Genomic DNA, 17,751 nt, shown 5'->3' with positions numbered 1-17,751 from the left:
CGCGGCTTACTTGATGAATTCGTTTTCGCCGCCCCGGCACACAAACTGAAACGTTTGGCGTGTGCGCTGCTCCAGCAGCAGCTCCCTACCCTCCGTAAGCCGCCGAATGCTGGCCGCGTCGTAGTTCTTGATGGTATAGAGCTCCAGGCCCGTGTTGTAGTGAATGGTGAACTGCTCGCGCAACGCGGCTAGCAGTTTTTCCAGGCGGTAAGCCGAGAAATCGGTGCAGACCGAGAAGCTAATGGCCGAGTTCTGCATCAGGTTGATCTTGAGCCTAACCTGCGCCAGGGCCCCGAAAATCACCTCCAGGTTCTCCTCTGATATAAAGGTGAGGTCCTTGGATTCAAAAGAAATCAGGCATTGGCTGGTTTTGCGGATGAAGGCGGGGGCCAGCAGGCCGTGGCGGCAGTCGTGGATGCGCGTGCCCTCGGCCGTGGGGTGCAGAAACGATTTTACCAAGAGCGGAATGCCGCGCACGGCCAGGGGCTTAATGGTTTTGGGGTGAATGACCGAAGCCCCGTAGTACGCCATTTCAATGGTTTCCTGGTAGCTGATTTCGGGGTAGCGCACCGTGTCAGCAAAGATTTTGGGGTCGGCGTTGAGCAAGCCGGCCACATCCTTCCAAATCGTTACCGACTCGGCACCCAGGCAGTAGGCCAGAATGGCGGCCGTATAGTCGGAGCCTTCCCGGCCCAGCGTAGTGGTCTGCCCACTGGCCGTACCACCCAGGAAGCCCTGCGTAACCACGGGCCCTTGCTGAAGCTGAGGGGGTAGGGCAGCGCCCAGGTTGCGCTCCGTAGTCGGCCAGTCCACCCGGCCCTCGCGCCAGGTATGGTCGGTGCGGATGAGGGGGCGGCAGTCGAGCCACTGGGCCTGCAGCGCCCGGGCCACAATCAGCGTCGCCAGTAGTTCCCCGAAGCTCACCACCTGGTCGTACTGCTTGTCGAACTCGCCGGGCGAAAGGGTCGCCAGCTTATCCTGCAGCTGTTCCAGCAATTCGGTCAGGGTAGGCGTGGGGGTAAAAGTGGAGTCATCAGCGGCACCCAGCTCTTGCGCTACGCCCAGATGAAATTCGCGCAGCTTGGTCAGCGGGGCGATGTAATCCTGGCCTGCGTGGGCCAGCTGGAAGAGTTCCTCCAGGGCATTGGTAGTCTTGCCCATGGCCGATACCACAATTAGCAGCGGGCTGCTACCCCCGTGCGTGCGCACAATGTGAGCGAGGTTGCGAATGGCTGCGGCGTCCTTGACCGAAGCGCCGCCGAACTTATAAACGCGGAGTTGATGCGATGCGTGCATGGCCCAAAGGTAGGAGCCCGCACTGCTTTGCCCCACGACACCCGCCAAATTGCGCAGCGGGCCCCCGGAATTACTGAGTAGCGAAATTTCGCTCCGACTACTCCGGCAAATTGGTTAATTTTGGTCTTTCCCACCCGCATCCTATTTCCTTACCCATGACAAACCACGACAAGCTGGCCCTGCCCGTTGGTACCACCCTGGACCGCTTCATCATGCGCAAGCAGGAAGACTTCCCGTATGCCACCGGGGAGCTTTCCCAGCTGCTGCGCGACATTGCTCTGGCGGCCAAAATCGTGAACCGCGAAATCAACCGCTCCGGCCTCATTGATATTGCCGGTGCCTACGGCAACCGCAACGTGCAGGGCGAGGACCAGCAGAAGCTCGACGTTATTGCCAACATCCGCTTTATCCGGGCCTTGCGCAATGGGGGCGAAGTGTGCACCATCATTTCGGAGGAAGATGACGAGATGATTCAGACCGGCAACGTGCAGGGCAAGTACGTGGTAGCCATCGACCCCCTGGACGGTTCCTCGAACATTGACGTGAACGTATCCATTGGCACCATTTTCAGTATTTACCGCCGCGTATCGCCCACCGGCAGCGAAGGCACCCGCCAGGACTGCCTCCAGACGGGCACCCACCAGGTAGCGGCCGGCTACGTGATTTACGGCTCCAGCACTATGCTGGTGTACACCACCGGCAACGGCGTAAACGGCTTCACTTACGAGCCCTCCCTGGGCGAGTTTTTCCTCTCGCACCCCAACATTCAGACCCCCAAATCAGGCGCTATTTACTCTGTTAATGAGGGCGTGTCGGAGTCTTTCTCGGAGAGAATGAAGGACTTTGTGGCTTTCTGCAAGGAGCAGAACTACTCGGCCCGCTACATCGGCTCTTTAGTGGCCGATTTTCATCGCAACCTGCTCAAGGGCGGCATTTATATGTACCCTACCTCCCGCAAAGCGCCCAACGGTAAGCTGCGTCTGATGTACGAGTGCAACCCGCTGGCTTTCATTGTGGAGCAGGCCGGCGGCAAATCCAGCAACGGCCGCCGCCGCACCCTGGAAATTGAGCCCCGCGAGCTGCACGAGCGGTGTCCCCTCTTCATCGGCTCGCCCGACATGGTAGATAAAGTGGAAGAATTCCTGGCGCCCGAGTTTGCCGCCGATGCCGTGCTGAAATCCTAGTCGGCAACGCTGCCATACTGAAACAACAAAGCCGCCCGGTACGCCGGGCGGCTTTGTTTATGCTAAGGGGGTAGCAACAGGTACTACTCAGCCTTTTTCTTAGTCGTTTTCTTGGCGGGCTTGGCCTCGGTAACGGCTTCGGGGCTGCCAGCGGCGTTGGTTTCCTCAGCGGCCGGAATGATGCCAGCGGTGCTCAGGGCTTCCTCAGCGGTAGCGGCTCCGTCCTCAGTCGTGGTTTCCTCCTCGGCCGGGGCCTGGTATTCCAGGCGCTTGCTTACGGTATTGTACCACTGCACCAGCTTCTTGATGTCGGAGAGGTACACCCGGTCCCGGTCGTAGTCGGGCATGATGTCAGCCATGAAAGCCGTCAGGTCCCGGTCGTCCGACTTGTGGGTCAGGCTCAGCTCGGCGCCGTGCTTCTGATGAATCCGGTCGAATACTTCCGACAGGGGCACCGTCTGATCGTAGTCCTGGGTATAGATGGAAATTTCGTGGAGCAGGGACACCTTGTTGCGGGCCGAGGCCACGGAGCGGGTGCCTTTCTCGTCGAGGGCTTCAATGATAACGCCGGCGCGGGTGGGCTTGAGCAGGCGGTACAGACCGGGCATTCCGCTGATGGCGGCAACTTCCTTCAGGTCGTAGGGCATAAGAAAAAGCAGTTGTTGAAAGTGCGAAGTTACTCAGTTGGGGCGGCCTGCCCGGGCGCGGGCAGCTTGAAGGTAACCGGCAGGCTGGTCAGGATGGCGTAGTCGGGCTTGTTGAACTTGAGCAGGCGCACCACGCGCAGGGCTTCCTCGCCGCAGCCGCCGCCAATGTTCTTCACCAGCTTGATGCCCGACATGGTGCCGTCGGTGTTCAGGGTGAAGCTCACAATGCACTGACCCTGAATGCGGTTGCGCCGGGCCATAACCGGGTACTTTAGCTCCTTCTCAATAAAGGCGTACATAGCCTCCTGGCCGCCTTCGTAGTACTCTGCCACCGGAATGGCTTTGGGAGCGTGGGCTGGGGCCGTCTGGGCCGGAGCCTCGGTGGCTACTTCCGGCGCCGGGCCGTCGGTTTTGATTTTTACTTTGGTCTTCTGGGCTACAGCCGCCGTGGAGCAAGCCAGCAGCCCAATACCCAACAGAACGGGCAGTTTTTTCATAAAAAGGTAAGCAAGAAACAGACGAGAGATACAACGGCTGCGAGGCCGGGCCGCACGGGGCAATTACGGGGCCAATTTACGTATTATCGGCTGCTTGCGCGAGCTGTTGATTTACCTCCGCAATGAATTGTAAAACCTCTTCCCGGCCGGTCTTTTCTTCCGCCGACGTTACAAAATGACGGGGTACTTCATCCCAGGTTTGCTCCATGGTTTCGAGGTAGGCCGCTACGTTCTGCTGGGTGCGGGTGCCGGATTGTTTGTCGGCTTTCGTAAAGACCATAACGAACGGTACCCCCTCGCTGCCCAACTGCTCCATAAATTCCAGGTCCACGGCTTGTGGTGCATGCCGCGAGTCGAGCAACACAAACACGCACGCCAGATTCTCGCGCTTGCGCAGATAATAATTAATCATGCGGCTCCATTTTACCCTCGATTCCTTGCTGACGCGCGCATACCCGTAGCCGGGTAAATCAACCAGATACCACGTACTATTTATTAAGAAGTGGTTGATTAATTGCGTTTTGCCAGGAAGAGAAGACGTTTTGGCCAAGCCCTTCTGGCCCGTCAGCATATTAATCAGCGACGATTTGCCCACGTTGGACCGGCCGATAAAGGCGTACTCCGGCAGCGTGGGGGGCGGACAATCCTCCACGCGGGAGTTGCTCATCAGAAATTTTGCTTCCTGGATATTCATAAGCCAAGCGTAAACTGTAGGGCAAAGGTAGATATTCAAGCGCTACCAGGTAGATTCATAATTTTTTAAGGAAAAACCTTGTAGTTTAAGTAGGCGGACTATATTTGTGCGGTCAGGAATGGCCGTAGTTACAGCTTAGGATTAGAAAACTTCACTTCTTTTTCTTTTTACTACCACTATTTCACATAATTGGATACGACTAAGGTCGTATTATAGAATTTCTATCTTTGCCCGCCAATTACTTGATTTTACGGCAGTATATGGCGGCGATACTGAAAAGAAAATGATGCAAGTTTCGCGTCAGCCTTACATTTTCGCCACGCCCGCCTCAACCCTGAGGCAGGTTTTCAGTATAAGAGGCAACTCCTGAAAAAGTGCCCGCACAGCCGGTGTACGGCATTTCTCAACTCCTCCTTTGCAACTCCTTATTTCCCTAACCCCTCCAACAATGGACAACTTAGTCAGAAGGTTATTGAAAGCCTCGTGCGCCTTCGCGCTTACGGCTGCTATGGCCCAGCCTACCCTGGCTCAAAGCACGCGCAAGCAACTGAAGACTGCGAACAAGTTTTTCAATCAGGAAAACTACCGGGCCTCCATTCCTTACTTTGAACAAGTGTTGGCCAAGGAGCCAAACAATGCGCAGGCATTGTTCCGGGCGGGTATTGCTTATATGTCCTTCGACAAAGAGAAAGCCAGCGACTATATCTATAAGGCGCAGCGGCTAAAGAAAAATGTCTCGAAGGACGTGGAATATTGGCTGGGGCGGGTAGATCACCTGAACTACAACTTTGATGAGGCAATCTCTCACTTTCAGGCCTACAACGCTACCCTCAAAAGCAAAGACACGCGCAAGAAGGAACTGGCTCAGCTAATCCAGCACAGCAAAAACGCCAAGGTGCAGTTCAACAGCCCCAAGGACATTTTTGTGAAGAACCTGGGGCCTACCATCAACACCCAGTACTCGGAGCACAGCCCCGTAATTTCCAGCGACGACAAACTGCTGCTTTTCACCTCGCGGGGTGAAAACGTAACGGGCGCGGGCAATGCCGATGGCAAGAAAGGTGGCAACCTGGCTTCCGACGGCGAATACTTCGAGGACATCTTTGAAGCCAAGCGCATCGACGACGAGAACTGGGAAAAGCCCCGGTCCCTGAGCGGTGTGCTCAACGGTAAAGGCCACGATGCCTCCATTCAGGTGTTCGACAACGACACCAAGATGCTGATGTACCGCCAGGACGAAAACGGTGACTTCTTCTACACGGAGAAGTCGGGCGGCGACTGGACGGCCCCTAAAAAACTGAACGGTAATATCAACTCCAAGGCTTATGAAGGTGACGCCTACATTACGCCCGATGGCCTGACCATTTACTTCTCCACGGCCAAGTATTCTGAGGAAGGCACCCTCGATATTTACTACTCCACCCGCCAGCCCGGCGGCGATTGGGGTCCGGCCAAGAGCATCGGTAACGCCATTAATACGGTGTACGACGATGACAGCCCCTACCTGAGCAAGGACGGCAAAACGCTGTACTTCTCCTCGCGCGGCCACAACACCATGGGCGGCTACGACATCTTCAAGTCGGAGTGGGACTCGGTGGGCAACAAGTGGGGCCGCCCCGAGAACATGGGCTACCCCATCAACACCCCCGATGATGACTCCTACTACCGCCTGAGCCCGGATGGCAGCTACGCCTACTTGTCGTCGTACCGCATTGGGGGCTACGGTGAGAAGGACATCTACACCATCAACTACATCAAGAACGCCATTATCCGGGGCCGGGTGCTCTCGCAGCGCGACAGCACCGTTATTCCGGGGGTAGAGCTGGTGTTCAGTGGCACCCAGGCCGATAAAACGGCCCTGAGCTACCGCGACGTAACCAAGCCCGAAACCGGCGACTACCAGGTAAACGTGCTGTCGGGCCGTAGCTACCAGGTAGCCGTATCGAAAGACGGTAAGAACATCGAAACGCAGGAATTTGCCGTTCCGATTTCAACCAACGATTCGACGGTAATTGAGAAGGATTTCTACGTGCCCTACGTGGATACCAGCGGCACTCAGTTCGCTCAGTTCAAGAAAATCTACTTCGACACGGATAAGTACAAGCTGCGTCCGGAGTCGATTACGGAGCTGAACAACATCAGCCGCATCCTGAAGGCTAACCCCGGCGTGAACATCTCTATTGAGGGCCACTGCGACTCGCGCAACACCGACGAGTACAACATGGTGCTGGGCCAGAACCGCTCGGACGCTGCCTACAACTACCTGAAGAAGTCGGGTATCGCGGAAACGCGCATGGTAACGGTAAGCTACGGTGAGCGTCGTCCGGCGGCCGCCAACGATTCGCCGGAAAACATGCAGCTGAACCGCCGCGTGGAGTTCCGTGTGATTGTAAAAGAGGGTGAAGCCGCTCCGCAGCTGACCAACCCCTCGGCTGGCGCTGGTACTACCGGTACTTCTACCACCAGCTCCTCTTCGTCGGCTACCCGTACCACTACCCCCCTGCAGCCAGGCAAGAGCAAGGCTAAGCTGCCCGACGGCACTAAGGTGAAAACCAAAGTGGACGAGGACAGCGACAAGGTGAAAGTGAAAACCAAAGGCGCCAACGACGAGAAGAGCAAGACCATCACCAAGGATGGTACCATCGACTCGAAGGCTAAACAAGCGGATGGATCGAAAACCAAAGTGAAGACGGACAACGACTAATCAGTTGTCTGCTACTAAGAAAACGGGTCGGGCTGCTAGTCCGACCCGTTTTTTTTCAACATAATGCGGGCGGGCCCGTTCTATTTGGGCAATTTCGCCCCTGTTTCCTCGTTCTTCGCCCTGAGAAGTATGTCCGTAGTACCCTATAAAGATGACGCCGCCGGCAAAAAGTCGCAGGTGGCCCAGATGTTCAACAGCATTGCCGGCAAGTATGACTTCCTAAACCACTTTCTGAGCGTGGGCACGGATATCTACTGGCGTCGCCAGGCCGTGAACGAGCTCAAGCAGCTGCGCCCGGCCCGCATTCTGGACATTGCCACCGGCACCGCCGACTTTGCCATTGAAACCCTGCGGGCCGCTACCCCCGACGCTCAGATTACGGGCGTGGACATTTCGGAAGGCATGCTGGAGGTAGGCCGCCGCAAGCTGGAGCAGAAGGGCCTGAGCCACCGCATCCGGCTGGAACTGGGCGACTCCGAGAGCCTGCCATTTCCGGATGACCATTTTGACGCCGTAACGGCCTCGTTTGGGGTGCGCAACTTCGAGAACCTGGAAAAGGGGCTGGCCGAAATGCGCCGGGTGCTGCGCCCAGGCGGCAAAATGGTGGTACTGGAGTTTTCCAAGCCTACGGCTTTTCCCATGAAGCAGGCCTATAACTTCTACTTCAAGAATATCCTGCCGGTGTTCGGAAAGCTGATTTCCAAAGACCGCGCCGCCTACACCTACCTGCCCGAATCGGTGCAGGCCTTTCCGGACGGACAGGATTTCCTGGCCATCCTGCGTAAAATTGGCTTTAACTCTCCCGCATGGCAACCCCTCACGTTCGGCATCAGCTCTATTTACACGGCTCAAAAGTAACCCGCCTGGCGCTGCTGGCCGTGGCCCTGGGCGTGCTGCCCTTCAGTGCCCAGGCCCAGCGCAAGAGCCGGACCAGCGCCAGCCGCGGCCGCAACGGACAAGTGAAATCGGTGACGGTGGACAACCTGCCGGGCTACGACAGCCGGTGGCTGCACCTGGGCATGTACGTAGCTCCGCACTTTTCGCGCTATAAGATTGAGCAGGCGGCGGGCTACCCCGGCCAGGGCGTATCGGCTAACTCTATCATTAGTCCCGGCTTCTCGGTGGGCTTTCTGAGCGACTTCCGGGTGGGTGACTACGGCGCCCTGAACTTCTCGCCGGGCGTCAGCTTCCTGACTCGCCGGATTGAGTTCAAGCCCTACGGCTACTCGCCGCAAACCAGCAACGACCCCGCCGAAATTGAGGACCAGGAAATAGGCAGTACCCAGGTTGACTTACCGGTGCTGTTCAAGCTGAAGTCGGAGCGGCGGCGCAACTCGCGGGTGTACATTATCGGGGGCGTGCGGCCGAGCTTTAACATCGGGAACCGCCGCAAAGACCCCGAGGTAAACCTGCTGCAGGCCCAGAGCAGCGACATAGCGCTGGAGTATGGGGTAGGGATGGACCTGTTTTATCCCTTCTTCAAGTTCTCGCCTGAGCTGCGCTTTTCCCACGGCCTCCGCAACCTCTACAAACCCGGCACCGATGTGTACAGCCGCAGCCTGCAGAGCATGAAAAGCAATACCGTAACCCTGTACCTGAACATCTGGTCGGGCCGCTAACCTTCTTTCCGCGAAATGACGAAAACAGCATTGATTACGGGGGCCTCTTCGGGCATAGGGCGCGCTACGGCCGTGGCGCTGGGTAAGGCCGGTTTCCGGCTGGTGCTAACCGGCCGGCGCCGGGAGCGGCTGGAAGAACTGGCCCGGGAGTTGGGCGAGGTGCCTACTCACCTGTTGACCTTTGACGTGCGCGACCGGGCCGCCGTGGACGCTGCCATCCAGAGCCTGCCCCCCGAGTTTCAGAATATCGATGTGCTCATCAACAACGCCGGCAATGCCCACGGGCTGGCCCCCATTCAGGACGGTGACCCCCAGGACTGGGACGACATGATGGATGGCAACGTGAAGGGCCTGCTCTACGTGAGCCGCGCCGTGCTACCCTCCATGACGCGCCGCAACACCGGCCACATCATCAACATCGGCTCCATTGCCGGACACGAAACCTATGCCAACGGCAACGTGTACTGCGCCTCCAAGGCGGCCGTGGCAGCCCTTACCAAAGGTATGCGCCTGGATTTGCTACCCCACCATATTCGGGTGGCGGAGGTGAACCCCGGCGCCGTAGAAACCGAGTTTTCGCAGGTGCGCTTCAAGGGCGACACGGAGCGGGCTGCTACTGTGTACAAAGGCTTCGAGCCCCTGCGGGCTGAGGACGTGGCCGACCTGATTGGGTTTATGGTTACGCGCCCGGCCCACGTCAACATTGCCGAGGTACTCATTCTGCCGGCGGCCCAAGCCGCTGCTACTTCCATCCGCAAGGACGCCTAACTCTACCCCCGCCAAACGAAAAAGGCCGCCCCGTTGAGGGCGGCCTTTTTTATTCAGATGCCAGTTGCTCGGCTTCCTGGAGCTGGGCCAGGGCACCAGCGTTCAGCGCGTGCTTGCCCTCGAAACGAATCAGGGTGGGCTCTACCTGCATTGCGCGAAAAAACTGCAGCTGTTTCTGTAGGGCCTCCTCCGATACAAACTCATCCTGGGTGCCGCATACCAGGGTAACCGGTAGGCCCTGCAGCAAGTGAGAAGCGGCCGTGAAATCCATATCGGGCGGGAAAGCGCCGGCCCATAGCACCAGGTGGGCCGGCCGGAATGGTGCCTGGGCCAGCCAGCGGCTAACCGTGGCGGCGCCCTGCGAGAAGCCCAGCACGGTAACGGCCACGTTGGGAGCAGCCTGGGCCAGAATAGTTTCGGCCAGCTGGTTGAGGTAGGCTACATAGTCCTCGATTTCCGTGAGGCGGTCTTCGCGGGTCATCCAGGTGGCGCCTACCCGTCCGCCCGTACCCTGCAGGTAAAAGCGGGACAGGCCTTCGGGGGCAATAATTACCAGCTGCGGATCGGCCTCAGAGAGGAAGGCAAAATGCCGGATAAAGTACGTTGCCAGCTGTCCGTAGCCGTGGGCTACAAACCACACCCGGCGCGTAGCCGCGGAAAGCTCGCCTAACTGGTAGTACCGGGCCGTGCGAACTACGGGCAGGTGATGTTCCTGAGCAGGCATAAAGCGGGAGCAAGGGAAGTAAAGAAACCGTGAGCAGAGCGTTCTGCTGGCTTAGTCGCCCGGCTTGAACGCGCCACTCACCAGGCCGCTATTTCACCGCCGGCAGGTCGTCGGAAGAAAAACCGAAGGGAAGCAGGTCGGAGAGGGAGTGAAACCGGTAGATGCTCCCGTTGGGGCCCTGCAGCAGCAGCGGAATGGGCTGTTTCTGGCGGTGCTCATACTCGGCCATTACCTGGCGGCAAGCTCCGCACGAAGTAACCGGCACAAATTCCCCCTGGGCCGGACGGGCAGCTACGGCCATGCCCAGGATCCGGCGCTCGGGCTGCGAGGCTGCGAGGCCAAACAGGGCCGTACGCTCGGCACACAGGCCCGAAGGAAAGGCGGCATTTTCCTGATTGGTACCCCGGAAAATAGTGCCATCGTCGAGGAGCAGAGCCGTGCCCACGTGGAAGTGGGAGTAGGGGGCGTAGGCGTGGTCAGTGGCCGCGCGGGCCGCCTGCCAGGTGGTAGCTTCCGCTGGGGTGAGGTCGGCTTCGGAGGCCACCACGTCAATGGTGATGGTCAGGTGGAGGGGTTGGGCCATCGGGGGAGGCGGGAAGGGAACGGCCCGGTTCCGGCTGGCGGCCCCGGGTAGTGAAAAGGGGCGGTGAATGTACAACTATTTTGCATACGGACACGATGACCCGCAAAAAATCTGCGTCTCCAGTGCTCGCCCGGCGCGGCCGGCTTGCTCCGTAGCGGCCTGGGCCGGGGCAGGCCAAGCGGCTGCTGTGCCGCAAATTTCTAATATTGGCGGCGGACTCTTTTCCCAGCCCGCGTCTCCTGCCTTTCCACCCAGCTTACCCCCATGACCCGTATCCTGCTTCTGGGCGCCGGCCGCTCGGCCTCGTCGTTGCTGCATTACTTGCTCCGCCATGCCCCTTCCGAAGGCTGGCAGCTTATCGTGGCCGATATGCAGCCTGCGCACTTGGTGCCGGTGCTGGCTGCCCACGCCGCTTACGCGCAGGCCGTGCCTTTTGACCTGCAGGATGAGACCGGGCTGGAAGGTCTGGTCCAAGGGGCTGACATAGTGATATCCATGCTGCCGGCTATGCTGCACGGCCCTGTGGCGCGGGCCTGCGTGCGGTATGCCCGCCATTTGGTAACGGCCAGCTACGTGAGCGAAGAAATTCGGGGTCTGGATGAAGAAGCCCGGGCCGCTGGCATCACCATTCTGATGGAGTGCGGCCTCGACCCCGGCTTAGATCATATGTCGGCCATGCGGTTGCTGACCGACATCCGGAGCCGGGGCGGACAGGTAACCAGCTTCAAATCGTACTGTGGGGGGCTGCTGGCGCCCGAGGCGGAAGGTAGTAATCCGTGGAAGTATAAGTTTACCTGGAACCCGCGCAACGTGGTGCTGGCTGGCCAGAGTACGGCCAAATACCTCGAAAACGGACGGCTGCGCTTTATTCCCTATCAACAGCTGTTTGCCCGTACCGAAAAGCTGCGGGTGCCCGGGGTAGGTGAGCTGGAAGGCTACGCCAACCGTGACTCCCTAAGCTACCGGGAGCCCTATGGCCTGCACCAAGTACCCACAATGCTGCGCGGCACCTTGCGCCGTCCCGAATACTGCGCCGCCTGGCACGCCCTGGTGCGCCTGGGCCTCACCGATGATGCCGTGCACTTGGGCAACCCCGCCGACCTGACCTGGGCCGAGCTGGTGGAGGCCTACCTGCCAGCTGGAATGGAAGCCCTGAGCCTGCCCGAGCGGGTAGCCGCTTACTTAGGGCTGGAAGTATCGGGGCCGGAAATGCAGCGCCTGGAGTGGCTGGAGTTGTTTTCGGAGCGCCCGGTAGGCCGGCCTGATGCTACCCCGGCCCAACTGCTGGAGCGCCTGCTCACCGAAAAATGGGCCCTGCAGCCCTCTGACCACGACATGATTGTGATGCAGCATCAGATTGGGTTCACGCTGAATGGGCAGCCGCATCTGGCTACTTCCTCGCTGGTAGTGCTGGGCGATGATATCACCCAGACGGCCATGGCAAAAACGGTAGGCCTGCCCGTAGCCATGGCCGTGCGGCAGCTGGCCCGCGGCACCTTCGGGCAGCGAGGGGTAGTCATTCCAACCTTACCTGAACTCTACGAGCCCATTCTGGAAGAGCTGGAGCAGGATTACGGAATTCGGTTCGTGGAAGAGGAGCTTGTCGCCCATGTGCCGGCCGGCGCCCTGTAGCTGGTAAAATAGAACCTCTATCCGGGCGTTGAACAGCCTATGCAAACCTATTTGACGCTGCGGGTCCGACTCCTCATCCGGTTGCTGCGCGAGCTGGGCTGGTGGCGGTTGTTGCTACTGGGTACTTTGCTGGGGCTTGCCACGGCGCGGGCCCTGTTAATGGCAGCAGGTAGCGCCGGAGCAGCGTGGCTGGTACCCGTAGTAGTGGCTGGCCTGATCTGGAGCCTGCACCGGCAGCGGGACGACTATTCGTTTCTGCAGCTTACGGCTCCCGGTTTTAGGCCCTGGCTGGGGGCAGAATACGCCTTGCTCAGTCTGCCGGCCCTTGGGGTGCTGGTGGCCTTCGGGCGCATAGGTGCTGCCTTGCTTACCATTGTGCTGGCGGCGCTAGTGGCGCTGGCGCCGCCCGCTACGGCCCGCGCCGGCCGCCGCCACGGCCGGACTGTATTTCGGAGCGTGGCATTTGAGTGGGTTGGGGCAAGCCGCCGTGGGGCCGGGCTGCTGTGGCTGGGGTTGCTGGGTGCCGCCGTTGCTACCCGCCATACTGCCACGGGTCCCGCTTTGGCAGTAGTGGGGTGGTTGCTGGTGATGCTGGAGGTGTATGGCCCCGTGGAGCCCTGGACCTGGCTGCTGCCCGCCCTTTCCTCGCCGGGCCGCTGGCTGCGCGAGCGGGTAGGGTGGGGGCTGCTGTATTTTGGCCTAACGGTGGCCCCGCTGGCCGCTGTGCTGGCTCAGGGGCCGGCCGGAGCCGGCGGAACGGCCGCCGTGCTGCTGTGGTGCGCCGTGGTACTGATGATGGTGGTGCTGGCCAAGTATGCTTTTTATCCGCACGCTACCCTGGCCCGCCTTACCCAGGCGGGTGCGGTGGTCGTTGGGTTTTCTATTCTCGGCAGCAACCCAGCCTTCGGGGCCCTGTTGGCGGCTTGTTTTCTGGGGCTGGGACTGAAAAGCCACCATCGTTTAGCTCAGTATCAACATGCTTGAAATTCGTGGCCTGCGTAAAAGCTTCGGCCCCCAAACCGTTCTGCATCACATTGACTTGGCCCTGCGGCCCGGTACCCTGCACGGGTTGGTAGGCGCCAACGGGGCCGGCAAAACTACCTTGCTGCACTGCCTCTACGGCCTGCATACTGATTACACGGGCACCATACAGGAAACCGGCGGCCGGCCCATCCGCCAGCACACGGGCCTGCTGTCCTACGAGCCCTACTTCTATCCGCGCATCACGGGGCGCGAGTACGTGGAGTTTTGCCTGCAGGCCCGCGGCCGGCCGGTGCCCGATCTGGCGGGCTGGAACTACCTGCTGGAGTTGCCCCTGGATCAGTACGCCGAGCAGTATTCGGCGGGCATGAAAAAGAAACTGGCCTTGCTGGCACTGCTGGTGCAGGATTTTCGCTACCTCATCCTCGACGAGCCCTTCAACGGCCTGGATTTAAGCACGAATTTGCTGGTAATGGAAGTATTGCGCCGCCTGCGGGGGCAGGGGGTAGGCATCTTGCTTACCTCACACCTGCTGGGTTCCCTTACGGAGCTATGCGACGAAATAACCGTGCTGGCCGAGGGCCGGGTACTGCGCCACTACCCCGCTACCCACTTCGGACAGCTACAAGCCGACCTGCTCGATACTTTGCACCAACAAAAACTCGCTCACCTGCGGCAGTTGCTGCCTGATGGCGCCGGCGCCTAACTTCCGGCCTTGTTACAGGGCCAGATAAAAGGGACCCAGCAACTCCCTGAACGGATCGGAGTAGGCTGCCTCATTTCCTTCGTGCAAAAAAAGCAGCTGCTCCCGCACTACCCCCGGCTGGCGGCCAAAGCCGGTAATGTGGCGCAGGGCCTTGCTACCCGGCCGATGATGTACCACCAGGCGGGTAGTGGGGTAGAGGCCGGCCGCGGCGGCTTCCCGCTCGAAGTAAAGCATTTCGGGCGGGGGTAGCAGCACGGTGAGCTGCCCGGCCGGCGTCAGGAAATCGGCGGCGAAGCGGGCCAGCTCAGTGAAGGTAAGCGACTCGGGGGCGGTATGGCGGGCGGTGGTGCGGCCGGCGTGGGGGGAGCGCAGCGAATTGCGAAAGAACGGCGGGTTACAGATAATGCAGTCGAAGGGCGCGGGCCGGGTGGCGGCAAACGCGGCCAGCGGCTGCGCGTGCAGTACCAGGCGCGCGCTCCAGGGGCTCAGCCGGAAGTTTTCGGCGGCCTGGGCTGCCGCCGCGGCATCCAGCTCCACCGCCTCAATGCAGGCCCTCGGATTACGTTGCGCCGCCATCAGGGCCAGCAGGCCGGTACCGGAGCCAATATCCAGAATACGGCTGACATCTGTTACGGCTGCCACAGCGCCCAGCACGCAGGCGTCGGTGCTCACCTTCATGGCACACGCGCCCTGCTCCACCCGAAACTGCTTGAACTGGAAGTAGGAGTTGGGCATCGTAGGTTAGCGCAACGGTGTAAGTCGTCCGCGCCGCAGAATGAAATAGTGGGTTGTATTCCGGCCCTCTCCACCCAGCGCGCCGGTTAGCACAAGTAATCGGCTGCTCGATCTGAAATCGAGCGGAACAAAATGATCAGGCAAAGTTGCGCCCCACCAACTCATGTTGGTTTCGTTGTTGAAGTACACCTGGCCCGAAACAACATCAATCACGGCATAGCGCAGGCATTCCGAACCACAGCCCCAGGCCGCCAGAACGTAGTGACCCGCAAAGTTTGGGGGGTGCTTGGCCGCTTCGCGAATCCTGGTTCTAAACTGCCAGGCCGCGGAGCCACTGGAAATCCGGGGTAGTGCGTGAGGCCCTTTGTAAACCTTGGCAACGCTGAAATCCTGAAAAGCAGGTTGTTGCTGCTGACCTGCTGCCGACAGGCCAATAAAGCACACCAAAACGGGCGGCGCAATGTGCTTGTAGCTGCGTGTGGCAAAGGCCTCCAATCTAGTTAGCCGCGCTTGGCTTCAATCAGCTCGTAGCCTTCGTCAATCAGCAGCTTGCCCTGGGTAGCACTCCACACGGCCAGCTGGTCGCACCGCTCGTTTTCGGGGTGGCCGTTGTGGCCGCGTACCCAGCGAAACTGCACGGTGCGCTGCTTATACACCTTCAGGAAGCGGCGCCAGAGGTCTTCGTTGGCTTTCTTGCCGAAATCGGGCTTGTTGGCCCACCCAAATACCCACCGCTTCTCTACCGCATCCACCACGTAGCGCGAGTCGGTAACCACGGTAATGGGCAGCTCGGGGCGGTTAATGGCTTCCAGGCCTACAATCACGGCCAGCAGCTCCATACGGTTGTTGGTAGTCAGGCGGAAGCCTTGGGTCAGCTCTTTCTCGTGCTGCCCGAAGCGCAGCAGCGCCCCGTAGCCGCCCGGCCCTGGGTTGCCCCGCGAGGAGCCGTCGGTAAATAAATGAATCAAGAGAACAGGGAAAAAGCGTGTAGGGAGTGGGGCTTGCCCCCGCCCGGCGTCCGCGTCACATGCGGAATTGTAACTACGGCGCGACCAACGGGCGGGGCCAAGCCCCGCTCCCTACACTAGAAATTAAAAATTACTTTTAAACAGTTTGATGGCAATGGCCAGCAGAATGACGCCGAACACGCGGCGCAGAATATCCTCGCCGGCCTTGCCCAGCTTGCGCTCAATCCAGGCCGAGCTTTTCAGCACCAGATACACAAACACCAGGTTCACGAGCACACCGGCCAGCACATTGGGCAGCTGATAGGCCGCCCGCAGGGAGAGCAGCGTTGTCATGGTGCCGGCGCCTACAATCAGCGGAAACGCCAGGGGCACAATGGAGCCCGTGGAGGCCAGCGGGTTGTGCTTGAACAGCTCCACCCCCAGAATCATCTCCATGCCAATAAGAAAGATGATAATGGCGCCAGCCAAGGCAAAAGACTGAAAATCAACCCCGAAGAGAGAAAGGATGCTCTGGCCCAGAAACAGAAAGGCCACCATCAGCAGCCCCGCCACCAGGGTTGCTTTCTCCGACTCAATCTTGCCCTCGCGCTGCCGGATCTGGATGATAATCGGGATGGAGCCCAGAATATCAATGATGGCAAAAAGCGTGAGCGTGACGGAGGCAATTTCCTTGAAGCTGAACATAAGTGAAATGGTGAGATGGTGAAACAGGGAGTTGATGAGTGGCTGAAACAGGAGTGTGACAGAACATTAAACTCACCATTTCACCATCTCGCTATTTCACCGCTAGGCAAACTCGCGGGCGAAGAACTGCACCAGCTGCTCGAAGGCTGCGTCGGGGATGGCGGGGAAGTTGGCGATGCGCAGGCTGGTAGGCTTCCAGCTGCCGTAGCCGCTGCCCAGCTGCAGGCCTTGGGCCAGGGCCCGCCGCTTCACCTCGTCTATCAAAGCCGGCGCCCCCTGCAAGCCAATGACCGTGGTGGAGCGGGCCTCGGGGTTGGTGATAAGCGGGGAAAGCTGGGTGGCCTGGTCGAAGTAATCGTAGAGCTTGGTGGCGCGCTCCTGCAGATGCTGATGAATGGCTTTGATGGGCGCCCGGTCGGCCATGACGCGGCTCAGCAGGTAGATGCCCAGCACGTTGGGGGTGTGGGTGGTCTGGTAGTTGAGCATTTTCTCGTACTGAGCCGTGAGCGAGTTGTAGTGGCTGCGCTCATTGATTTTGCGCAGGCGCTCCACGGCCCGGGGTGAGAGCAGCATCACCGAAAGCCCCGCCGGCAGCCCGAAGCACTTCTGCACCGAAGCATACCAGATATCGGCCTTGATGTACTTGAGCTGAATGCCGGCCAGTGAAGAGGTAGCATCAACGGCCAGCAGGGCGTTGCCGGGCAGGCGGTTGTATATGTTTAGCACCACGCCGTCGCGGAGCTGGGTGGCGTTGCTGGTTTCGTTCTGGGTGATGCATACCAGGTCGGTTTGCTCATCGAGGCCCGGCAGGCGGTGCACATCCGGCGTTTCGTCGGGCCCGAACTGGATGCCGGTAGTAGCGGGACGCAGGGCTTTGGCGTACTCGTACCATTTTTCGCCAAAAGCCCCGTTGTAGAGGTGGAAGCTCTTGGTAGGGGTAAGGCTCTGGGCCAGCACCTCCCAGCACTCCGTGGCCGAGCTCATAAAGAACACGGTGTAATCCTGCGGAACGTTGAGCTTATTTTTCAGCTCCTGCACCGTCTGGCGCATTAGCTGCACAAATCGCTCGCCGCGGTGCTGGGCCGAGAGCCAGCCCTCATCAAACGCATCCTGCAAGTATTGGCGCACCTGCGGGTACACTTGCGAAGGGCCAGGGTTGAATGTATACATAGGAAGGAAAGGCTAAGCAGTGGAAACGCAAAGGTATTGATTGGGGGATGAGGTGATAGGGTAAATGGGGATGAGGTGACAGGTAAAAAGTGACAAGTGAATAGGAAATGATGGCAGGTGACAGGGGGAAGCCCGTTTGGCCATGTGCGCCGAAAGAAC

The 17,751-nt window shown here is 59.5% G+C and carries 19 protein-coding genes; 8 read left to right on the top strand and 11 right to left on the bottom strand.

The window, feature by feature from the left end:
* Positions 1 to 6 precede the first annotated feature (6 nt).
* Positions 7 to 1,296 (bottom strand): aspartate kinase, encoded by a 1,290-nt coding sequence (locus FGZ14_RS06615; protein WP_139922474.1) that lies wholly within the window; start codon positions 1,294 to 1,296, stop codon positions 7 to 9.
* 155 nt (positions 1,297 to 1,451) lie between these two features.
* Between FGZ14_RS06615 and fbp the strand changes: the two genes are divergently transcribed.
* Positions 1,452 to 2,480, top strand: a complete 1,029-nt coding sequence (fbp, locus tag FGZ14_RS06610; protein ID WP_139922472.1) for a class 1 fructose-bisphosphatase — start codon at positions 1,452 to 1,454, stop codon at positions 2,478 to 2,480.
* Between the two features lie 83 nt (positions 2,481 to 2,563).
* Here the strand turns inward: fbp and FGZ14_RS06605 are convergent, their stop codons facing one another.
* The 3 genes from FGZ14_RS06605 to yihA all read right to left on the bottom strand — a co-directional run bounded on the left by FGZ14_RS06605 (position 2,564) and on the right by yihA (position 4,318).
* Positions 2,564 to 3,127, bottom strand: coding sequence for a DUF5606 domain-containing protein (locus FGZ14_RS06605; protein WP_139922469.1), 564 nt, complete (start codon positions 3,125 to 3,127; stop codon positions 2,564 to 2,566).
* A 29-nt stretch (positions 3,128 to 3,156) separates the two neighbouring features.
* A complete protein-coding gene (locus FGZ14_RS06600) occupies positions 3,157 to 3,624 on the bottom strand; it encodes an energy transducer TonB (protein ID WP_139922466.1) in 468 nt (155 codons plus the stop codon).
* A 76-nt stretch (positions 3,625 to 3,700) separates the two neighbouring features.
* Positions 3,701 to 4,318, bottom strand: a complete 618-nt coding sequence (gene yihA / locus FGZ14_RS06595; protein ID WP_139922463.1) for a ribosome biogenesis GTP-binding protein YihA/YsxC — start codon at positions 4,316 to 4,318, stop codon at positions 3,701 to 3,703.
* A 508-nt stretch (positions 4,319 to 4,826) separates the two neighbouring features.
* Here yihA and FGZ14_RS06590 point away from each other — a divergent pair.
* The 4 genes from FGZ14_RS06590 (at position 4,827) to FGZ14_RS06575 (ending at position 9,409) form a co-directional block, all read left to right on the top strand.
* On the top strand, positions 4,827 to 7,022 hold the full coding sequence (locus FGZ14_RS06590) for an OmpA family protein (RefSeq protein ID WP_139926036.1): 2,196 nt from the start codon (positions 4,827 to 4,829) through the stop codon (positions 7,020 to 7,022).
* A 129-nt stretch (positions 7,023 to 7,151) separates the two neighbouring features.
* A complete protein-coding gene (ubiE, locus tag FGZ14_RS06585; protein WP_139922460.1) occupies positions 7,152 to 7,880 on the top strand; it encodes a bifunctional demethylmenaquinone methyltransferase/2-methoxy-6-polyprenyl-1,4-benzoquinol methylase UbiE in 729 nt (242 codons plus the stop codon).
* The gene (locus FGZ14_RS06580) at positions 7,829 to 8,641 is read left to right on the top strand and encodes a porin family protein (protein ID WP_139922457.1); all 813 of its coding nucleotides are present in this window, start codon (positions 7,829 to 7,831) and stop codon (positions 8,639 to 8,641) included. The genes ubiE and FGZ14_RS06580 overlap by 52 nt, the downstream gene beginning before the upstream one ends.
* Before the next feature lie 15 nt (positions 8,642 to 8,656).
* Entirely contained in the window at positions 8,657 to 9,409 is a 753-nt protein-coding gene (locus FGZ14_RS06575) for an SDR family NAD(P)-dependent oxidoreductase (protein ID WP_139922454.1), read from the top strand.
* 49 nt (positions 9,410 to 9,458) lie between these two features.
* On the opposite strand, the gene FGZ14_RS06570 is transcribed toward FGZ14_RS06575, so the two are convergent.
* Entirely contained in the window at positions 9,459 to 10,133 is a 675-nt protein-coding gene (locus FGZ14_RS06570; RefSeq protein WP_139922451.1) for an alpha/beta hydrolase, read from the bottom strand.
* Between the two features lie 88 nt (positions 10,134 to 10,221).
* Positions 10,222 to 10,716: a cytidine deaminase gene (gene cdd / locus FGZ14_RS06565; RefSeq protein ID WP_139922449.1), complete on the bottom strand. Its 495-nt coding sequence runs from the start codon at positions 10,714 to 10,716 to the stop codon at positions 10,222 to 10,224.
* A gap of 264 nt (positions 10,717 to 10,980) precedes the next feature.
* Here cdd and FGZ14_RS06560 point away from each other — a divergent pair, with 264 nt between their 5' ends.
* The 3 genes from FGZ14_RS06560 to FGZ14_RS06550 are packed head-to-tail and all read left to right on the top strand — an operon-like array spanning position 10,981 to position 14,035.
* Complete coding sequence (locus tag FGZ14_RS06560; RefSeq protein WP_139922445.1) at positions 10,981 to 12,348, top strand: saccharopine dehydrogenase C-terminal domain-containing protein; 1,368 nt, start codon at positions 10,981 to 10,983, stop codon at positions 12,346 to 12,348.
* A gap of 39 nt (positions 12,349 to 12,387) precedes the next feature.
* Positions 12,388 to 13,332, top strand: a complete 945-nt coding sequence (locus tag FGZ14_RS06555; protein WP_139922441.1) for a hypothetical protein — start codon at positions 12,388 to 12,390, stop codon at positions 13,330 to 13,332.
* The gene (locus FGZ14_RS06550; RefSeq protein WP_139922437.1) at positions 13,325 to 14,035 is read left to right on the top strand and encodes an ABC transporter ATP-binding protein; all 711 of its coding nucleotides are present in this window, start codon (positions 13,325 to 13,327) and stop codon (positions 14,033 to 14,035) included. The genes FGZ14_RS06555 and FGZ14_RS06550 overlap by 8 nt, the downstream gene beginning before the upstream one ends.
* Before the next feature lie 12 nt (positions 14,036 to 14,047).
* On the opposite strand, the gene FGZ14_RS06545 is transcribed toward FGZ14_RS06550, so the two are convergent.
* From FGZ14_RS06545 to FGZ14_RS06525, 5 genes are all read right to left on the bottom strand, one after another.
* Complete coding sequence (locus FGZ14_RS06545; protein WP_139922435.1) at positions 14,048 to 14,770, bottom strand: tRNA1(Val) (adenine(37)-N6)-methyltransferase; 723 nt, start codon at positions 14,768 to 14,770, stop codon at positions 14,048 to 14,050.
* Positions 14,771 to 14,776: 6 nt separating this feature from the next.
* Complete coding sequence (locus FGZ14_RS06540; protein WP_139922432.1) at positions 14,777 to 15,265, bottom strand: hypothetical protein; 489 nt, start codon at positions 15,263 to 15,265, stop codon at positions 14,777 to 14,779.
* Positions 15,266 to 15,270: 5 nt separating this feature from the next.
* Positions 15,271 to 15,738 (bottom strand): ribonuclease HI, encoded by a 468-nt coding sequence (gene rnhA, locus FGZ14_RS06535; RefSeq protein WP_139922429.1) that lies wholly within the window; start codon positions 15,736 to 15,738, stop codon positions 15,271 to 15,273.
* A 123-nt stretch (positions 15,739 to 15,861) separates the two neighbouring features.
* Complete coding sequence (locus FGZ14_RS06530) at positions 15,862 to 16,422, bottom strand: MarC family protein (protein ID WP_139922426.1); 561 nt, start codon at positions 16,420 to 16,422, stop codon at positions 15,862 to 15,864.
* 102 nt (positions 16,423 to 16,524) lie between these two features.
* Positions 16,525 to 17,592, bottom strand: a complete 1,068-nt coding sequence (locus tag FGZ14_RS06525) for an aminotransferase class V-fold PLP-dependent enzyme (RefSeq protein ID WP_139922423.1) — start codon at positions 17,590 to 17,592, stop codon at positions 16,525 to 16,527.
* Positions 17,593 to 17,751: the final 159 nt, after the last annotated feature.

Source organism: Hymenobacter sp. DG01 (assembly GCF_006352025.1).
Lineage (GTDB): Bacteria > Bacteroidota > Bacteroidia > Cytophagales > Hymenobacteraceae > Hymenobacter.
This window is presented reverse-complemented; position numbering and strand designations above follow the sequence as displayed.